Genomic DNA, 17,369 nt, shown 5'->3' on the forward strand with positions numbered 1-17,369 from the left:
CAAGCCGCGTGCCAGCCCCAAAAATGCTGATTTTATTAGTAGGGAGACAAGGAAATGACGTGCCAGGACAGGTTTTGGCTTGAGCAGTGACAAAATTTGTCACCCAAGCTCAGCAATTTTTGTCAGGTGAACATGTTGAGTAACGCAATTTGTCATGCATAAGGGAACATGCATGACGTGCGTGCCAAAGATTGGCAATAGCGAAACCGTTCAGCCAAAACGTCGAGCTTTCAGAAATTTACCAGTTGGTAAAAAAAACGGGGAGCTTTCGCTCCCCGCTTCTTCGACCAAAACGTCGTCAGATTACAGCATGGCCTTCAGCAGGCGAGCCATTTCCGACGGGTTCTTGGTGACCTTGATACCGCAGGCTTCCATGATTTCCAGCTTGGCTTGCGCGGTATCGGCGCCGCCCGAGATCAGCGCGCCGGCATGGCCCATGCGCTTGCCCGGAGGCGCAGTGACGCCGGCGATGAAGCCGACGACCGGCTTCTTCATGTTGTCCTTGATCCACTGAGCAGCGTTCGCCTCGTCCGGGCCGCCGATCTCGCCGATCATGATGACAGCGTCGGTGTCCGGATCGTCGTTGAACATGCGCATCACGTCAATGTGCTTCAGGCCGTTGATCGGGTCGCCGCCGATGCCGACTGCCGACGACTGGCCCAGGCCCAGTGCGGTCAGCTGGCCGACTGCTTCATAGGTCAGCGTGCCCGAACGCGACACGACGCCGATGCGGCCCTTCTTGTGGATGTGACCCGGCATGATGCCGATCTTGATTTCGTCCGGGGTGATCAGGCCTGGGCAGTTCGGGCCCAGCAGCAGGGTCTTGGAGCCGGCCTTGGCCATGCGGTCCTTGACTTCCATCATGTCACGGACAGGGATGCCTTCGGTGATGCAGATCGCCAGGTCCAGTTCGGCTTCGACAGCTTCCCAGATCGCGGCGGCTGCGCCTGCAGGCGGAACATAGATCACCGACACGGTGGCGCCGGTTTCCGACTTGGCTTCCTTGACCGATGCGTAGATCGGGATGCCTTCGAAATCTTCACCGGCTTTCTTCGGGTTCACGCCTGCCACGAAGGCTTCACGGCCGTTCGCGTAGTCACGGCACATGCGGGTGTGGAACTGACCGGTCTTGCCGGTGATACCTTGGGTGATGACTTTGGTGTCTTTATTAATCAGAATCGACATTTTTATTTCCTTCGCGAATTAGGCTTGGCCAGCGGCAGCGGCAACGACCTGCTTCGCTGCGTCTTCCATGGTGTCTGCGGAGATGATCGGCAGGCCGGAGTCAGCCAGCATCTTCTTGCCCAGGTCTTCATTGGTGCCCTTCATGCGGACGACCAGCGGCACCTGCAGCGAGACCGCTTTCGATGCGGTGATGACGCCTTCGGCGATCACGTCGCAGCGCATGATGCCGCCGAAGATGTTGACCAGGATGGCTTTCAGGCCCGGGTTCTTCAGCATGATCTTGAATGCTTCGGTAACCTTTTCTGCGGTTGCACCGCCGCCCACGTCCAGGAAGTTGGCCGGCTCGCCGCCGAACAGCTTGATGGTGTCCATGGTGGCCATGGCCAGGCCGGCGCCGTTCACCAGGCAGCCGATGTTGCCGTCGAGCGAGATGTAGGCCAGGTCGAACTTCGATGCTTCGACTTCAGCCGGATCTTCTTCGTCCAGGTCGCGGTAGGCGACGATTTCCGGATGACGGAACAGGGCGTTCGAGTCGAAGTTGAACTTGGCGTCCAGGGCGATGACCTTGCCCGAGCCGGTCAGGATCAGCGGGTTGATTTCGGCCAGCGATGCGTCGGTTTCCCAGTATGCCTTGTACAGGCCCTGCAGGTTGGTGCGGGCGTCGACAACGGATTCTTCCGGCACGCCGATCTTGCGGGCGACGTCGTCTGCCTGCTCATCGGTCAGGCCGACCGACGGTTCGATCACGACGTTGTGGATCTTTTCCGGGTTGGTGTGCGCGACTTCTTCGATGTCCATGCCGCCTTCCGACGAGGCCATCAGCACGACCTTCTGGGTGACGCGGTCGGTCACCAGGGAAACGTACAGTTCTTTCTTGATGTCGGCGCCTTCTTCGATCAGCAGGCGGCGGACTTTCTGGCCTTCGGGGCCGGTCTGGTGGGTCACCAGCTGCATGCCCATGATCTGGTCGGCGTATTCCTTGACCTGTTCCAGCGACTTGGCAACCTTGACGCCGCCGCCTTTACCACGGCCACCGGCGTGGATCTGCGCCTTGACAACCCATACCGGGCCGCCCAGCTCTTCAGCGGCCTTGACGGCCTCTTCCACCGTCATGCACGGAATGCCGCGCGGAACGGTCACTCCGAATTTTCGGAGGATCTCTTTGCCCTGATACTCATGGATTTTCATGCTGGCTTCCCTTCTTATCTATGTACTGAATGAGTAATACGGTTGAATTACAAAATGACAAACAGTGAATCCTAACCCGACACGGCTTTGATCGACCAGCGGGGATAGTAGGTGGCCACGGCCGGTCCGTCGCTGCGCAGCGCATGGCAACGGTCGAGCTCGAAGGGCCGTTCGGCCGAGTTGTCTTCGGCACCGCCGCGCGTGTCGAACACGTCGTCGGCGTAGGCCTGCAGCGCTGCGGTGGGCAGCACCTGGGCCAATTCGGTCAGGTGGGTGCAGCCGAGCACGCCCGAGAGGCGGTCTTTCAGGTGCAGCCGGAAGTGGTTCATGAGGGACAGACCGACCAGCTTTTTGTAAGCAGGGCCAATGGTCTCGCAAAAACCGGGATACGGAACGGAATCGGACGCGGCTTCGGCGTCCACGATGGTCAGCTTGCGGTCGATGGTCACACGCAGCTTGAGGTCGTGTACGGGGGTGCCGCCCGGACGAGTGCCGGAGGCGAGCGGGATGTCCTGGGTTTTGACATCGCGGATACTGGCGTCCAGATCCCACAGGCCATCGTCGCGCGCATAGGCTTCAACGGTGATGGCGCGCGTATGCCGGAGCGAGCGCGATACGGGAGGAGACAGGGGCATAAAAACCAATGCCGCTTGCGCGGCGGTTAGTGGTGCAGCCAGTGTGCGTCATGCACGTTGACGTAGCTTCTACGACAACAACCGCTCATGCGGCGCTGCTTAAACCGTGAAAGTTTAGCACAGGGCGTTGGCAGTTGCACTGCAACGAAGGCTTTTTGCCGCGTTGCAGCGACAGGGCAGACAGATTTATTGCTGAGTAGTCAAGCTTGCAGGCGGCTGGACGAGTTGGAGGGGTGGCAAGACCAATCCTGAGTCACAACGCGCTGGACGGGAGGGGCGTAAACGCACAGCGCCAGCGTGCAGCGCCATCGTCCGTTGAGGAATATGCCGTGGCATATCGGCGATGACGCTCCACGCTGGCGCCGGAGCAGGGCTTCTCTATTTCTGCATAGAGTAGAGAGCGCAAGAATCGGGGGTGATACATCAGGCCTGCGGCCAAGCCTGGCATATCGTCAGAGCAAACCTGGGGCCAGGCCTGCTCATCGGGACAGCAAGCTTACACTCCAGCCTGCCTACAGCTCGTCGTCGTCGGGAGCGCCCTGCATTGCGGTCCGTGCAGCGCGTTGGGAGAAACCACGCTGCAGCAGGAAGCGCATCTGCTTGGCTCGCTCGGCCGCATCGACGGCGACGGTGCCGAACTTGCGCCGCCACACTTCGGTGGCGCGTGCCGTTTCACTGTCGACGAGCGCGGCCTTGATCTCATCCAGCGCTTCGCCGTTGACGCCGTGGCTTTGCAGCTCGGCCATCACGCGGCTGTTGCCGAAGCGGCTAGCCTTCCTGTTGATCAGGGATTCGGCAAAACGCTCCTGCGACAGCCAGTTATTCTTTTCAAGGAAATCCAGGAGGGCTTCCACGTCATCGCCCTCCTCGGCATAACGGGCCAGCTTGCGCCCCAGCTCGAGCCGGCTGTGCTCGCGCAGCGAGAGATAACGCAGCGCGCGCGCTTTCAGGCTCAGCTGAGGTGCAGGCATGGGCACTCTACAAGCTCAGCGATTACTCGCCGACTGCCTTCAGCTTGTCCTTGCCGCTGTCTTCGACAGCAGCGAGGACCGGCGGCAGTTCACGCACGCCCAGCGCAGCACGGACCTTGTTCTCGATTTCGCGTGCCAGTGCCGGACGCTCTTTCAGGAACAGACGGGCGTTGTCCTTGCCCTGGCCAATGCGTTCGCCGTTATAGCTGTACCACGAACCCGACTTCTCGACGATCTTGTTGTCGGCGCCCAGATCCAGGATTTCGCCTTCGCGCGAGGTGCCTTCTCCGTACAGGATGTCGAAGTGGGCTTCCTTGAACGGCGGCGCGATCTTGTTCTTGACGACCTTGACCTTGGTTTCGTTACCGATCACTTCGTCACCCGACTTGATCGAGCCGGTACGGCGGATGTCCATGCGCACGGAGGCGTAGAACTTCAGCGCGTTACCGCCGGTGGTGGTTTCCGGGCTGCCGAACATGACGCCGATCTTCATACGGATCTGGTTGATGAAGATGACCAGCGTGTTGGTGCGGTTGATCGAGGCGGTCAGCTTGCGCAGCGCCTGGGACATCAGTCGCGCCTGCAGGCCCGGGAGCGAATCGCCCATGTCGCCTTCGATTTCGGCGCGCGGGGTCAGTGCCGCCACCGAGTCGATGACCACGAGGTCGACCGAACCCGAACGCACCAGTGCGTCGGTGATTTCGAGGGCCTGTTCACCGGTGTCCGGCTGCGAGATCAGCAGCTCGTCCAGCTTGATGCCCAGCTTCTGCGCGTAGCCCACGTCGAGCGCGTGCTCGGCGTCGATGAAAGCGCAGGTGCCACCCAGTTTCTGCATCTGGGCAATGGTCTGCAGCGTCAGGGTGGTTTTACCCGACGATTCCGGACCGTAGATCTCGACAATACGGCCGCGCGGCAGGCCACCGACGCCCAGCGCGATGTCCAGGCCCAGCGAGCCGGTGGAAACAGTCTGCACTTCCTCGACCGGCATGTTGGAATCCATGCGCATGACCGAGCCCTTGCCGAACTGCTTTTCAATTTGCGCCAGGGCGGCTGCCAGCGCTTTGCCCTTTTCAGCGGCGTTTACTGCGAGTTTTTTGTCGTCCATGGTGTACTTTCAGCTGTGGAGTAGGCAAGGTAGGGGCGCTACCGCTAAAATCAAGAGAACTACTGTATATAAATCCAGTTGTCCAAGCAAGCAAAATCAAGCCACTACTGTATATAAATCCAGTAGTTTAGGCAAGCGAAAAATGGGAGTGTGGTAGGCTCGCATTATTGCGATAAATCAAACACAATAGGGGCCTGACAACGGTTTAATGTTCTAGTTAGGTGGCCCCCATGCGAATTCTGCTCGCCGAAGATGATAGCGTACTTGCCGATGGGCTAACGCGTTCCCTGCGCCAGTCCGGCTATGCCATCGATTGCGTCAAGAACGGCCAGGATGCCGATACGGCCCTGTCCACCCAGGAGTTCGACCTCCTGATCCTTGACCTCGGCCTGCCCAAGCTGTCCGGGCTGGAAGTGCTGCGCCGCCTGCGCGCGCGTTCCTCGCTGCTGCCGGTGCTGATCCTCACCGCTGCCGATTCGGTCGAGCAGCGCGTCGAGGGCCTCGACCTCGGCGCCGACGACTACATGGCCAAGCCCTTCGCCCTGTCCGAGCTGGAGGCGCGGGTGCGCGCCCTCACCCGGCGCGGCGCCGGCGGCGGCCCCACCGTGGTGCGCCATGGCCCGCTGGTCTACGACCAGGTCGGTCGCAGCGCCTACATCAATGACCAGATGCTCGACCTGTCGGCGCGTGAGCTCGGCCTGCTCGAAGTGCTGCTGGCCCGCACCGGGCGCCTGGTGTCCAAGGAGCAGCTGGTCGACCACCTGTGCGAATGGGGCGAGGAAGTCTCGAACAATGCCATCGAGGTCTACGTGCACCGCCTGCGCAAGAAGATCGAGGTGGGCGGCGTGCGCATCGCCACCGTGCGCGGCCTCGGCTACTGCCTCGAGAAATACTCCGACGCTCCGCGCGCGGCCGTCCCAGAGAACAAGTGAACGAACACGAGCGCGGACTTGCCGACGCGCCACGGGGCGCGGGGCAGGACGCGTCCCAACCCTTCCAAGGGGCGGAATACCGGCCCTACGTTCCTCCCAACCCCGAGCCCGACGAGAACATCCGGCACTCCCTGTTCGGCGAGATCCTCGACTGGATGCTGGCCCCGCTGCTGCTGCTGTGGCCGATGAGCATCGCGATCACCTACCTGGTGGCGAAGTCGATCGCCAACCAGCCGTTCGACGATGCGCTGGAAGACCGCGTGACCGTGCTGTCGCAGCAGATTCGCACGGTGGCCGGCCGACCCGTGGTGCAGCTGCCCGGCAGCGCGCGCGACGTGCTGCGCGCGGATGACGTCGACAGCGTTTACTTCCAGATCAGCGGACCGGACGGCGCCCACCTCGACGGCGACCGCGACCTGCCGCGCCCGCGCATGGCCGGCCCGGACGCCGAAGAACGCGCCCGCAGCGGTAGCGTGGTGTTCCGCAACGACAGCATCCACGGCACGCCGGTGCGTGTCGCCTATTCGTGGGTGAACCTCGACCCGCTGCGCGAGCAACCGGCGGCCCCAGGCACGGCGCAAGGCCAGGCCCAGGGGCCGGCCCCGGCGCTGGCCCTGGTGCAGGTCGCCGAAACCCTCGACAAGCGCGCCCACCTGGCAAACGAGATCATCAAGGGCGTGATCCTGCCCCAATTCATTATCCTGCCGGTGATCCTGGCCCTGGTCTGGTTCGCCCTGTCGCGCGGCCTGTCCCCGTTGGCCGAGCTGCAGCAGCGCATCCGCGCGCGGCCGCAGGACGACCTGTCGCCGATCGACCCGCGCCAGGTGCCGGAAGAGATCTCGCCGCTGGTCGGCTCTTTCAACGACATGCTCGAGCGCCTGGCCCAGACCGTCGAGATGCAGAAGCGCTTCATCGCCGACGCTGCGCACCAGATGAAGACGCCCCTGGCCGGCATGCGCATGCAGTCCGAGCTGGCGCTGCGCCAGGTCGACCCCGGCGAAATCCACCGCTCGCTCGAACAGCTGGCCAAGAGCTCGGAATCGGCCACACGCCTGGTCAACCAGTTGCTGGCCCTGGCCCGCGCCGAGAACCAGCCGCATGCCGGCCTCGCCTTCGACGAGATCGACCTGGCCCAGCTGGCCCGCGCCACCGTGCAGGACTGGGTGCAGGCCTCGTTCGCGCACGGCATCGACCTCGGCTTCGAGCCCTCGGAAGAGCCCTTGCTCATCGCAGGCAATGCCCTGATGCTGCGCGAGCTCCTGTCGAACCTGATCGACAATGCGCTGCGCTACACCCCGCACGGCGGCAGCGTGACGGTGCGCGTGCGGCGCGACGGCGAGCACGCCCTGCTCGAGGTCGAGGACACCGGCCCCGGCATCGCGCCGAGCGAGCGCGCCAACGTGTTCGAGCGCTTCTACCGCATCCTCGGCAGCAACGTGCAGGGCAGCGGCCTGGGGCTGGCGATCGTGCGCGAGATCGCGCAGCAGCACGGCGCCGAGATCGACATCTTCAACAACCCGCGCAGCCACTCGCCCAAGTACCCGGGCAGCCTGTTCCGCCTGACCTTCCCGCCTCCTGTCCATGAACCCGAAGACGCCGCTTGACCCCTCGCCTCCTTCCAGCGATCCGCACGCGCGGCTGGCCGCGGCCCGCGCCGCGCACTGGCAGGCGACGCGCCGGCTGACCTTCGTCCTGATGGCGCTGTGGCTGTGCACCGGATTCGGCACCGTGTTCTTCGCACGCGAGCTGTCGCACTTCACCGTGTTCGGTTGGCCGCTGTCCTTCTACATGGCGGCGCAGGGAGCCTCGCTGGTATCGCTCGTGGTGATCGTGTTCTACGCCTGGCGCATGCGCCGGCTCGACCGCCTGCACCCTGACGCGGCCCGGGAGGCCGCATGAGCATCAACAAGCCGCCGTACTTCCGCAAGCTGTCGCGCTACTATCTCTGGTACACCGCCTGCTTCGCCCTGTTCCTGGTGGCGCTGGCCCTGCTCGAGCAGGAAGGCATGCCGCGCCTGTGGATCGGCTACATCTTCATGTTCGCGACCATCGTCCTGTACGCCACCATCGGCGTGGTGGCGCGCACCTCGAACGTCACCGAATACTACGTGGCGGGACGGCGCGTGCCGGCCCTGTTCAACGGCATGGCCACGGCGGCCGACTGGATCTCGGCGGCCAGTTTCATCAGCCTGGCCGGCGGCCTGTACCTCTACGGCTTCGACGGGCTGGCCTACATCATGGGCTGGACCGGCGGCTTCGTGCTGGTGGCCCTCCTCATCGCACCCTACCTGCGCAAGTTCGGGCAATACACCATCCCCGACTTCCTGGCGGCGCGCTACGGCGGCGGCGCGGGCGGGCGCGGCGGACCGGTGCGGGCGCTGGCGGTGGCCGCCACCATCCTGGTCTCCTTCACCTACGTGGTGGCGCAGATCTATGCGGTCGGCCTGATCGCCTCGCGCTTCACCGGCGTGGATTTCTCGGTCGGCATCTTCCTGGGCCTGGCCAGCATCCTGGTCTGCTCGTTCCTGGGCGGGATGCGCGGCATCACCTGGACCCAGGTGGCCCAGTACATCATCCTGCTGGTGGCCTTCCTGATCCCGAGCATCTGGCTGGCGGCCAAGCACGCCGACAACCCGGTGCCGCAGGTGGCCTATGGCTCGCTGCTGCCGAAGCTGGCCGCGCGCGAGCAGCAGCTGGAAAAGGACCCGCGCGAGGAGCAGGTGCGGGCCGAGTTCCGGCGCCGCGCCGACGAATACGTGGCGCGCCTGGCCGCCTTGCCAAGCTCGTGGGAGACGGGCAAGCTGGAAGCGCAGCGCAAGCTGGCCGCCGTACGCGCCAGCAATGCCTCGCTGGTCGAGGTGCGCCAGGCCGAACGCGCCCTGAACACCTATCCGGGTTCGGTCGACGAGGCACGCGTCCTGTGGATTGAACAGCGCGACGCCAACCTGGCGCGTGCCCGCCCGCCGGTGCCGCACACGGTGCCCTTCCCCGGCGCCACCGAAGAAGAATCGGACAAGCGCCGCAACAACTTCCTGGCCGTGGTGTTCTGCCTGATGTTCGGCACCGCCGCCCTGCCCCACATCCTGATGCGCGCCTACACCACGCCCTCGGTGAACGAGACGCGGGTATCGGTGTTCTGGACCCTGTTCTTCATCCTGCTGATCTACCTGACCATCCCGGCGCTGGCGGTGCTCGCGAAGTACGACATCTATACCGCGCTGGTGGGCAGCGATTTTTCATCGCTGCCCACCTGGGTCTCGTACTGGGCCAGCGTCGACAAGGTCAATCCTCTTCTCAGCATTGCCGACATCAACCGCGACGGCGTGGTGCAACTGGCCGAGATCGCGATCGACGCCGATGTGCTGGTGCTGGCCACGCCCGAGATCGGCGGCCTGCCCTACGTGATCTCGGGCCTGGTGGCGGCCGGCGGCCTGGCGGCGGCCTTGTCCACGGCGGATGGCTTGCTGCTGGCGATCTCCAATGCGCTGTCGCATGACGTGTACTACAAGATGGTCGATCCGGGCGCCTCGACCCAGAAGCGGGTGACCATCTCCAAGCTGCTGCTGCTGGCGGTGGCCTTCATCGCGGCCTATGCCGCCTCGCAAAAGCCCGCCGATATCCTCTCATTGGTCGGCGCCGCCTTCTCGCTTGCCGGTTCTACCCTTTTTCCGGTGCTGGTGCTGGGCGTGTTCTGGAAGCGCGCCAACCACATGGGTGCAATGGCGGGCATGGTCACCGGCTTCCTGGTCTGCCTGTGGTACATGCTGCGCGCCAGCCCCACCCTGGGCGGCAGCCTGGACCAGTCCTGGCTCGGCATCCAGCCGCTGGCGGCGGGCGTGTTCGGGGTGCCGGCGGGCCTGCTGGCCACCGTCATCGGCAGCCTGCTGAGCGCACCGCCCAGCCATGCGAGCCTGGGCATGGTCGACTACATCCGGGCGCCCGAACAGGAGAGCTCGGGCAAGCCCTGAGGCGCGTACGCCACGGTTGCCATGCGGCATGCATGACATCTGCATGGCAGCGTGCCTTTCGGTGACTGGACTGTTATTGTCGAGCGGCTGCGGGAACGCACCCCGCGCCCATTTCGACAACCAAACAGAGATCATGCATACCTTGTTACTCCGCTCGCTGCGCGGCGCAGCACTCGCTTCTGCGCTTGTATTCGCCTGCACCCTGCCGGCTCATGCCGATGCGCAGGCCCAGGCCGCACTGCCGCCCATTGCCAGCTTCTTCGGCAATTCCTCCTTCGGCGGCGCCGTGCTGTCGCCGGACGCCAAATTCCTGGCCGTGCGCCTGGGCGCCCCGGGCAAGCGCGACTCCCTGGCGGTGGTCGACCTGTCGAACAACAGCGCCAAGGTCATCGCCTCGTACGACAATGCGGACGTCGGCGATATCCGCTGGATCAACAACGAACGCCTGGTCTTCACCACACAGGAAAAGAACGTCGGCCTCGGCAACAAGCGCTACGCGCCCGGCCTGTATGCGATCAATCGCGACGGCCAGAAATTCGTCGAACTGGCAGATCGCACCGGCTTTGGCAGTACGCACGGCACCCGGACCACCCGCAAGGTCCTGCCCTGGCATACCTACCTGCTCCCCCAGGCCGGCACGCGCGACTCCGACTACGTATACGTCACCAGCCCGAATTTCGATACCGCCGGCGAAGTGCGCAGCGTCGACCTGCTGCGCCTGAACACCTTGACCGGCTTTACCCAGACCGTGCCGCGGCCGGGCAACGTGCAGGGCTGGATGCTCGACCACAAGGGCGAGCCGCGCCTGGCATCCAGCTTCGAGAAGGACACGGTCACGCTGCATTACCGCGATCCGGACAGCGGCGCCTGGCGCGTGCTGGCCAGCTATCCGGCCTACGGCGACGGTAGCAAGGCGCTGCAGCCGCTCGGCTTCACCCCGGAAGGAAACCTGTACGTGCTGGCGCGCAGCGGCGGACGCGATACGACTTCGCTCCACGTCTTCGATATCGCCAGCGGCAAGATCGACCCGCAGCCGCTGGTAGTGACCACGGGCTTCGACTTCGACGGCGGCCTGATCGTCAACCGCGACAAGGTACTGGGCATGCGCTTCCGCACCGATGCGGTATCGAACGAATGGTTCGATCCGGGCATGAAGGCGGTGCAAGCCGAGTTGGACAAGCTGCTGCCCGCCACCATCAACATGGTCACCGTACCGGCCAAGAGCGAATCGCCATGGGTGCTGGTGTGGTCCTATTCAGATGTCATCCCCGGCACCTATTCGCTGTACAACATCCAGACCAGGCAGCTGAACAAGATTGCCGATGTCAAGCCGGACATCAAGCCGTCCCAGATGGGCCGCCAGCAGTTCCTGCGCTACAAGGCGCGCGATGGCCTCGAGATCCCGGCCCTGCTCACCCTGCCGCCCGGGGGCGCGAAGAAGAACCTGCCAATGGTGATACTGGTGCACGGCGGCCCTTACATGCGCGGCGCATCATGGGGTTGGCACCCGGTGTCGCAGTTCCTGGCTTCGCGCGGCTACGCCGTGCTGGAACCTGAATTCCGAGGCAGCCTGGGCTTCGGCATCAAGCACTTCAAGGCCGGCTTCAAGCAGTGGGGCCTGGCGATGCAGGACGACATTGCCGACGGCGTACGCTGGGCGGTCGGCCAGGGCATCGCCGACGGGTCGCGCGTATGCATCGCCGGCGCCAGCTACGGCGGCTACGCCACCCTGATGGGACTGGTGAAAGACCCGGACCTGTACAAGTGCGGCGTCAACTGGGTAGGCGTCACCGACATCAATCTGCTGTACAACGGCGGCTGGAGCTTCACCAACGACACCTCGGACGAGTACAAGGCCTACGGCATGCCGGAAATGATCGGCGACCCCGTCAAGGACGCGGCCCAGTTCCAGGCCACCTCGCCGCTCCGGCAGGCGGCCCGCATCACCCAGCCGGTGCTGCTGGCCTACGGCGGCGTCGACCGGCGCGTGCCCATCAACCACGGCACCGAATTCCGCAATGCGCTTCGACAGACCAACAAGAACGTCGAATGGGTCGACTATCCGGAAGAAGGCCACGGCTTCGCGCTGGAGAAGAACAACTTCGACTTCTGGGGCCGGGTCGAGCGCTTCCTCGACAAGCACATTGGCCCGGGTGCAGCGAACAAGTAGCACAATCGCGACATCCCACCTACGGCGACCAGCGCGAGGCGTTCATGCCGGTCGGCTTCGGTCCCGGCGGCACCCTCGACGTCGAGGCGCATGCCGGTCGGGATACCTCCTCGCTGCACACCGTCGACCTTGCCACCGGCAAGCTCAATCCGGAGGCGCTGGTGAGCACTCCCGGTTACGACTTTACCGGCGAACTGGTCACGGGCGCGGCAAGCTGCTGCCGCACACCGTCAACCTGATCGCCGATCGAGCAGGCGGCCCGCATCACGCAGCCGGTGCTGTTGGCGTATGGGGCGGTCGACCAGCGGGTGCCGCTCTACCATGGCAACAAGTTCCGCGATGCGGTCACACCCATAACAGCCAGGTCGAGTGGGTGGTGTATCCGGATGAGGGGCATGGCTGGTCGAAGGTCGCGACCAGGGCCGATTTCTGGGGACGCGTGGAGAAGTTCCTGGGCAAGTACATCGGTAACGGGGCTGTGCGATACGCCTCAATGCAGACAAAAACGGGCGCCGCGCGGCGCCCGTTTTCGCATGCCCGGAAAACCGCCCTTACTGCACGACGGTCTGCGCCTGGCCTTCCTCGCGCGCACGGATCTCGCCGATGCGGTACACGGTCTCGCCGGCCGCCTGCAGCTGGGCCATCGCCGCATCCGCGTTTTCCTTCGACACGATCACAGTCATGCCGATGCCGCAGTTGAACACGCGGTGCATTTCTGCGTCAGCCACGCCGCCGTGCTGCTGCAGCCACTGGAACAGCGGTGGCATGGTCCACGACTTGGCGTCGAGGACGGCGGTGAGATGATCGCCCAGCACACGCGGGATGTTCTCGACCAGGCCGCCGCCGGTGATGTGCACCAGGCCCTTCACTTCCATCGACTGCATCAGGGCCAGCAGCGGCTTGACGTAGATGCGGGTCGGCGCCATCAGCACGTCGGCCAGCTTGCGGCCGTGGAAGTCGGCATCCAGGTCCGGCTTGGCCACTTGAATAATCTTGCGCACCAGCGAGTAACCGTTCGAGTGGATTCCCGACGACGCCAGGCCCAGCACCACGTCACCCGGGGTGATCTTGGAACCGTCGATGATCTGCGACTTCTCGACCGCGCCGACGGCGAAGCCGGCCAGGTCGTATTCGCCGTCCGGGTACATGCCCGGCATCTCGGCGGTCTCGCCACCCAGCAGGGCGCAGCCGGACTGTTCGCAACCCTGGGCGATGCCCTTGACCACGGCGGTGGCGGTCGGCACGTCCAGCTTGCCGCAGGCGAAGTAGTCGAGGAAGAACAGCGGCTCGGCACCCTGCACCAGGATGTCGTTGACGCTCATGGCGACCAGGTCGATGCCGACCGTGTCGTGGCGGTTCAGCTCGAAAGCGAGCTTGAGCTTGGTGCCGACACCGTCGGTACCCGACACCAGGACCGGTTCCTTGTACTTCTTGCTGATCTCAAACAGCCCGCCGAAACCGCCGATGCCGCCGAGCACGCCTTCGCGCATGGTGCGCTTGGCAAACGGCTTGATCGCTTCGACCAGGGCATCGCCCGCGTCGATGTCGACACCGGCGTCGCGGTAGGAGAGGGAAACATTAGATGGTTGGCTCATGGTATTTGGCAGCGGAGGCGGTAAAATAGGGGGCGGCAGACCGTCAAACCTTGGTCAATCCGCTATTTTAGCAAAACGGCCCCTTTCCAACCCGTTTCTGCCCTTTTCGTTGGCAAAACCGCAAAGATAACAAGAACACGCATGCCATTTTTCCTGAGCCCGGAGCAAAAACAATCCGCATTCTGGTTGGCGCTCGGGCTGATGGTGGCGCTGCTGTTGTACACCCTCGGGCCGATCCTCCCCCCTTTCATGTTCGTGGCGGCCGTTCCGGTCGTGCTAGCGAGGGTGCGCGTGGCGGTGCTGGAAGCGGTTTGCCGCTACGCGCGGTCCCACTACCTGGGCAGCAGCTTTTATAATGCCTGACGTATGCTTTATTTAACATGATCCCGACGCCATGAAACAGCTGGTGCTCGATTTAGGCGCCGAACCGGCGCACAGCCTCGACACCTTCCAGGTGGGCGAGAATGCCGAGCTGGCGCACCTGATGCACCAGTTCGCGCAACGTGCTTCGCGCGAGCATTTCGCCTACCTGTGGGGCGACACCGGCGCCGGCAAGACCCATTTGTTGCAGGCGCTGGCGGCCAGCCCGGCCTCGCGCTACATCCCTTTCGATGCGCCGGAAAACCAGTTCGTGCACAGCCCGGACGTCACGCTCTATCTGCTGGACGACTGCGACCGCCTCTCGCCGCAGCGCCAGATCGACGCCTTCGCCCTGTTCAACCAGATCCGCGAGCACGGCGCCTACATGGTCAGCACCGGGCCGGTGCCACCGGCGGTGCTGGGAGTGCGCGAAGACCTGCGCACGCGCATGGGCTGGGGCCTGGTGTACCAGATCAAGGGCCTGTCGGACGACGAGAAGATCGCTGCCCTGACCCAGGCGGCCGAAGCGCGCGGTTTGACGCTGTCGGCCAGCGTGTTACCCTATTTGTTGTCTCACTTCAAGCGCGACATGCGGTCGCTGGCGACGATGCTGGACGCCCTCGACCAGTATTCGCTCGAGACCCAGCGCCCGGTCACCCTGCCGCTGCTGCGTGATTTATTGCTGCAAGAAAACCAGCAGTCGGAAACCAAAGAATGAAAAACCTTGCGCTGTTCGACCTCGACCATACCCTGCTGCCGATCGATTCGGACTATGAATGGGGCGAGTTCCTGGTCCGCATTGGCGCGGTAGACGAAACCGCCTTCCGCCGCCGTAACGACGAATTCTTCGCCCAGTACCAGGCCGGGGTCCTCGACCCGGTCGAATACCTCGAGTTCGCCCTCGGCACCCTGGCTCGCTTCCCGCGCGCCGAGCTGGACGGCCTGTACGCGCGCTACATGGCGGAAGTCATCGAACCGGCCATCAAGCCGAAGGCGCTGGCGCTGGTGCGCCAGCACCAGGAAGCCGGCGACCTGGTGGCCATCATCACCGCGACCAACTACCACATCACGGCGCCGATCGCGGCGCGCTTTGGCGTGGAGCACCACATCGGCGCCGTGCCGGAATATGACGCCGCAGGGAACCTGACCGGCAGGCTGCTCGGCACGCCCACTTCGGGCCCCGGCAAGATCACCCACATGCACGCCTGGCTGGAGCGCTTGGGTGCGCGCTTCGAGGAGTTCGAAAGCTGCCACTTCTACAGCGATTCGCACAACGACCTGCCCCTGCTGTCGATCGTCAGCCACCCGGTCGCCACCAACCCGAGCGCCAAGCTCGCCGCCCACGCGCAATCGCAGGGTTGGCCAACTATCCATCTCTTCAATGATTAAGAAATTCATCCGCAAGATCCTGGGCGTCAAGGAAGACGGCCGTGACCCGACCCAACCGGTGATCCTGGGTCCTGAAGAGCACAAGATCGACCCGCGCAACGTCTCGCGCAATGCGGTCACGGTCACCCAGACCCTGCAGGAAGCCGGCTTCAAGGCCTTCGTCGTCGGCGGCGCCGTGCGCGACCTGCTGCTGGGTGTAAAGCCAAAGGACTTCGACATCGCCACCGACGCCACGCCCGAGCAGGTCAAGCGCCTGTTCCGGCGTGCCTTCATCATCGGGCGCCGCTTCCAGATCGTGCACGTGATGTTCGGCCAGGACCTGCTGGAAGTGACCACCTTCCGCGGCAACGGCAGCGACAACGCCCCGAAGGACGAGCATGGCCGCGTCCTGCGCGACAACAACTTCGGCCCGCAGCACGAGGACGCGGCGCGCCGCGACTTCACCATCAACGCCATGTACTACGACCCGGCCACCCAGACGGTGCTGGATTACCACGGCGGCATCGAGGACATCCGCGCCAAGACCCTGCGCATCATCGGCATGCCGGAAGCGCGCTACCGCGAAGACCCGGTGCGCATGCTGCGCGTGGTGCGCTTCGCGGCGAAACTCGGCTTCACCATCGAGCCGACCACGCGCGCCCCGATCCCCGTCATGGCTCCGCTGATCGACAACGTGCCGGCCGCGCGCGTGTTCGACGAGATGCTCAAGCTCCTGCTGTCGGGACACGCGCTGGCCTGCCTGAAGGAGCTGCGCTCGGCCGGTTTGCACCACGGTTTGCTGCCGCTGCTGGACGTCGTTTTGGAACAGCCGATCGGCATGAAGTTCGTCACCCTGGCGCTGGAATCGACCGACGGCCGCGTCAAGGCCGGCAAGGGCGTATCGCCGGGCTTCCTGTTCGCGTCGCTGCTGTGGCACCAGGTGCTGGAGAAATGGAATGCCTACCGAGCCGCCGGCGAGTCTCCGATCCCGGCCCTGCACCTGGCCGCCGACGACGTGCTGGACACCCAGACCGAGAACCTGGCCCTGCAGCGCCGCATCGCCACCGACATGCGCGACATCTGGGCGATGCAGCCGCGCTTCGAGCGCCGCACCGGCAAGGCGCCGTACAAGCTGCTCGAACACCCGCGCTTCCGCGCCGGCTACGATTTCCTGCTGCTGCGCTGCGAATCGGGCGAGCTGCCGGGCGAGATCGGCGAATGGTGGACCGCGTTCTATGCGGCCGAAGGCGGCGAGCGCGAAGCTCTGCTGGCGGCCGCCAATGCCCGTCCCCGCGACGGCGAATCGGGCCAGAAGCGCAAGCGCCCGCCGCGCCGTGGTCCGCGCCGCCGCAACGAGGGTGAAGGCGATCAGGCACCCGCGACAAATTCGGCACGGGGCGGCGGCGAGGAATGATCGCCTACGTCGGCATCGGCGCCAACCTGGGCGACGCCCGGGCCAACGTGCTCGACGCGCTGCGCCGGCTTGCCCTGCTGGACGGCACCATGGTGATCGAGACGTCGGGCCTGTACCGCACCGCGCCGGTCGACTCCAGCGGGCCCGACTACATCAATGCGGTCGCCTGCATCGACACCAGCTTCGATCCGCACCAGCTGCTGGCGGCGTTGCAGGACATCGAACAGGCGCACGGCCGCGAACGCCCCTACCGCAATGCGCCGCGCACGCTCGACCTCGACCTGCTGCTGTACGGCGACCAGCAGATCGCTACCGACACCTTGACGGTGCCGCACCCGCGCATGCACGAGCGCGGCTTCGTGATGGCGCCGCTGGGCGAGATCGCGCCCGATCTCGTGATTCCCGGCCTGGGTGCCGTCCACGACTACCTGCCGCTGGTCGCCAGCCAGGCCGTCGAGAAGATCGGCTGACGTCCAGC

Annotated in this window: 17 protein-coding genes; 11 read left to right on the forward strand and 6 right to left on the reverse strand. The window is 64.5% G+C overall.

Features of this window, described 5'->3' with window-relative positions:
- Positions 1 to 303: 303 nt before the first annotated feature.
- From sucD to recA, 5 genes are all read right to left on the reverse strand, one after another.
- Positions 304 to 1,185: a succinate--CoA ligase subunit alpha gene (sucD, locus tag MA09_RS17750; protein ID WP_036213214.1), complete on the reverse strand. Its 882-nt coding sequence runs from the start codon at positions 1,183 to 1,185 to the stop codon at positions 304 to 306.
- Positions 1,186 to 1,203: 18 nt separating this feature from the next.
- On the reverse strand, positions 1,204 to 2,373 hold the full coding sequence (gene sucC, locus MA09_RS17755) for an ADP-forming succinate--CoA ligase subunit beta (protein ID WP_036251396.1): 1,170 nt from the start codon (positions 2,371 to 2,373) through the stop codon (positions 1,204 to 1,206).
- Positions 2,374 to 2,444: 71 nt separating this feature from the next.
- Positions 2,445 to 3,008, reverse strand: coding sequence for a DUF2889 domain-containing protein (locus MA09_RS17760; protein WP_036251398.1), 564 nt, complete (start codon positions 3,006 to 3,008; stop codon positions 2,445 to 2,447).
- A gap of 512 nt (positions 3,009 to 3,520) precedes the next feature.
- Positions 3,521 to 3,979 carry a recombination regulator RecX gene (gene recX / locus MA09_RS17765; protein ID WP_036251399.1) on the reverse strand — a complete coding sequence of 153 codons (459 nt, stop codon included), beginning with the start codon at positions 3,977 to 3,979 and terminating at the stop codon, positions 3,521 to 3,523.
- 22 nt (positions 3,980 to 4,001) lie between these two features.
- Complete coding sequence (recA, locus tag MA09_RS17770) at positions 4,002 to 5,084, reverse strand: recombinase RecA (RefSeq protein ID WP_036251402.1); 1,083 nt, start codon at positions 5,082 to 5,084, stop codon at positions 4,002 to 4,004.
- Positions 5,085 to 5,314: 230 nt separating this feature from the next.
- On the opposite strand from recA, the gene MA09_RS17775 reads away from it, so the two are divergent.
- The 6 genes from MA09_RS17775 (at position 5,315) to MA09_RS17800 (ending at position 12,393) form a co-directional block, all read left to right on the forward strand.
- Positions 5,315 to 6,016, forward strand: a complete 702-nt coding sequence (locus tag MA09_RS17775) for a response regulator transcription factor (RefSeq protein WP_036251404.1) — start codon at positions 5,315 to 5,317, stop codon at positions 6,014 to 6,016.
- Entirely contained in the window at positions 6,013 to 7,620 is a 1,608-nt protein-coding gene (locus MA09_RS17780) for a sensor histidine kinase (protein WP_051933560.1), read from the forward strand. The genes MA09_RS17775 and MA09_RS17780 overlap by 4 nt, the downstream gene beginning before the upstream one ends.
- On the forward strand, positions 7,598 to 7,915 hold the full coding sequence (locus MA09_RS17785) for a DUF4212 domain-containing protein (protein ID WP_051933561.1): 318 nt from the start codon (positions 7,598 to 7,600) through the stop codon (positions 7,913 to 7,915). The genes MA09_RS17780 and MA09_RS17785 overlap by 23 nt, the downstream gene beginning before the upstream one ends.
- On the forward strand, positions 7,912 to 9,984 hold the full coding sequence (locus MA09_RS17790) for a sodium:solute symporter family protein (RefSeq protein WP_036251406.1): 2,073 nt from the start codon (positions 7,912 to 7,914) through the stop codon (positions 9,982 to 9,984). Before MA09_RS17785 ends, MA09_RS17790 begins: the two co-directional genes overlap by 4 nt.
- A gap of 133 nt (positions 9,985 to 10,117) precedes the next feature.
- Complete coding sequence (locus MA09_RS17795; protein WP_036251409.1) at positions 10,118 to 12,154, forward strand: S9 family peptidase; 2,037 nt, start codon at positions 10,118 to 10,120, stop codon at positions 12,152 to 12,154.
- A 44-nt stretch (positions 12,155 to 12,198) separates the two neighbouring features.
- The gene (locus tag MA09_RS17800; RefSeq protein ID WP_036251411.1) at positions 12,199 to 12,393 is read left to right on the forward strand and encodes a hypothetical protein; all 195 of its coding nucleotides are present in this window, start codon (positions 12,199 to 12,201) and stop codon (positions 12,391 to 12,393) included.
- Positions 12,394 to 12,705: 312 nt separating this feature from the next.
- On the opposite strand, the gene purM is transcribed toward MA09_RS17800, so the two are convergent.
- Positions 12,706 to 13,749 carry a phosphoribosylformylglycinamidine cyclo-ligase gene (purM, locus tag MA09_RS17805; protein ID WP_036251413.1) on the reverse strand — a complete coding sequence of 348 codons (1,044 nt, stop codon included), beginning with the start codon at positions 13,747 to 13,749 and terminating at the stop codon, positions 12,706 to 12,708.
- 141 nt (positions 13,750 to 13,890) lie between these two features.
- On the opposite strand from purM, the gene MA09_RS17810 reads away from it, so the two are divergent.
- Genes MA09_RS17810 through folK form a run of 5 tightly spaced genes read left to right on the forward strand, consistent with a single transcriptional unit; the run spans position 13,891 to position 17,361 of the window.
- A complete protein-coding gene (locus tag MA09_RS17810; RefSeq protein ID WP_036251416.1) occupies positions 13,891 to 14,112 on the forward strand; it encodes a hypothetical protein in 222 nt (73 codons plus the stop codon).
- A 31-nt stretch (positions 14,113 to 14,143) separates the two neighbouring features.
- Positions 14,144 to 14,827 carry a DnaA regulatory inactivator Hda gene (gene hda / locus MA09_RS17815; RefSeq protein ID WP_036251418.1) on the forward strand — a complete coding sequence of 228 codons (684 nt, stop codon included), beginning with the start codon at positions 14,144 to 14,146 and terminating at the stop codon, positions 14,825 to 14,827.
- Complete coding sequence (locus MA09_RS17820) at positions 14,824 to 15,498, forward strand: HAD family phosphatase (RefSeq protein ID WP_036251420.1); 675 nt, start codon at positions 14,824 to 14,826, stop codon at positions 15,496 to 15,498. The genes hda and MA09_RS17820 overlap by 4 nt, the downstream gene beginning before the upstream one ends.
- On the forward strand, positions 15,491 to 16,891 hold the full coding sequence (gene pcnB, locus MA09_RS17825; protein WP_036251422.1) for a polynucleotide adenylyltransferase PcnB: 1,401 nt from the start codon (positions 15,491 to 15,493) through the stop codon (positions 16,889 to 16,891). Before MA09_RS17820 ends, pcnB begins: the two co-directional genes overlap by 8 nt.
- Positions 16,888 to 17,361: a 2-amino-4-hydroxy-6-hydroxymethyldihydropteridine diphosphokinase gene (gene folK / locus MA09_RS17830; protein WP_036251425.1), complete on the forward strand. Its 474-nt coding sequence runs from the start codon at positions 16,888 to 16,890 to the stop codon at positions 17,359 to 17,361. Before pcnB ends, folK begins: the two co-directional genes overlap by 4 nt.
- Positions 17,362 to 17,369: the final 8 nt, after the last annotated feature.

Origin of the sequence: Massilia sp. BSC265, assembly GCF_000740675.1 — a bacterium.
Lineage (GTDB): Bacteria > Pseudomonadota > Gammaproteobacteria > Burkholderiales > Burkholderiaceae_D > Telluria.

What these genes read in the sequence shown, in the direction of transcription:
- folK (WP_036251425.1), top strand. Translation starts at nt 16,888, where the DNA reads ATGATCGCCTACGTCGGCATCGGCGCCAACCTGGGCGACGCCCGGGCC.
- MA09_RS17820 (WP_036251420.1), top strand. Translation starts at nt 14,824, where the DNA reads ATGAAAAACCTTGCGCTGTTCGACCTCGACCATACCCTGCTGCCGATC.
- recA (WP_036251402.1), bottom strand. Translation starts at nt 5,084, where the DNA reads ATGGACGACAAAAAACTCGCAGTAAACGCCGCTGAAAAGGGCAAAGCG.
- sucD (WP_036213214.1), bottom strand. Translation starts at nt 1,185, where the DNA reads ATGTCGATTCTGATTAATAAAGACACCAAAGTCATCACCCAAGGTATC.
- MA09_RS17810 (WP_036251416.1), top strand. Translation starts at nt 13,891, where the DNA reads ATGCCATTTTTCCTGAGCCCGGAGCAAAAACAATCCGCATTCTGGTTG.
- sucC (WP_036251396.1), bottom strand. Translation starts at nt 2,373, where the DNA reads ATGAAAATCCATGAGTATCAGGGCAAAGAGATCCTCCGAAAATTCGGA.
- MA09_RS17785 (WP_051933561.1), top strand. Translation starts at nt 7,598, where the DNA reads ATGAACCCGAAGACGCCGCTTGACCCCTCGCCTCCTTCCAGCGATCCG.
- hda (WP_036251418.1), top strand. Translation starts at nt 14,144, where the DNA reads ATGAAACAGCTGGTGCTCGATTTAGGCGCCGAACCGGCGCACAGCCTC.
- pcnB (WP_036251422.1), top strand. Translation starts at nt 15,491, where the DNA reads ATGATTAAGAAATTCATCCGCAAGATCCTGGGCGTCAAGGAAGACGGC.
- MA09_RS17790 (WP_036251406.1), top strand. Translation starts at nt 7,912, where the DNA reads ATGAGCATCAACAAGCCGCCGTACTTCCGCAAGCTGTCGCGCTACTAT.
- MA09_RS17775 (WP_036251404.1), top strand. Translation starts at nt 5,315, where the DNA reads ATGCGAATTCTGCTCGCCGAAGATGATAGCGTACTTGCCGATGGGCTA.
- MA09_RS17760 (WP_036251398.1), bottom strand. Translation starts at nt 3,008, where the DNA reads ATGCCCCTGTCTCCTCCCGTATCGCGCTCGCTCCGGCATACGCGCGCC.
- MA09_RS17800 (WP_036251411.1), top strand. Translation starts at nt 12,199, where the DNA reads ATGCCGGTCGGCTTCGGTCCCGGCGGCACCCTCGACGTCGAGGCGCAT.
- MA09_RS17795 (WP_036251409.1), top strand. Translation starts at nt 10,118, where the DNA reads ATGCATACCTTGTTACTCCGCTCGCTGCGCGGCGCAGCACTCGCTTCT.
- recX (WP_036251399.1), bottom strand. Translation starts at nt 3,979, where the DNA reads ATGCCTGCACCTCAGCTGAGCCTGAAAGCGCGCGCGCTGCGTTATCTC.
- purM (WP_036251413.1), bottom strand. Translation starts at nt 13,749, where the DNA reads ATGAGCCAACCATCTAATGTTTCCCTCTCCTACCGCGACGCCGGTGTC.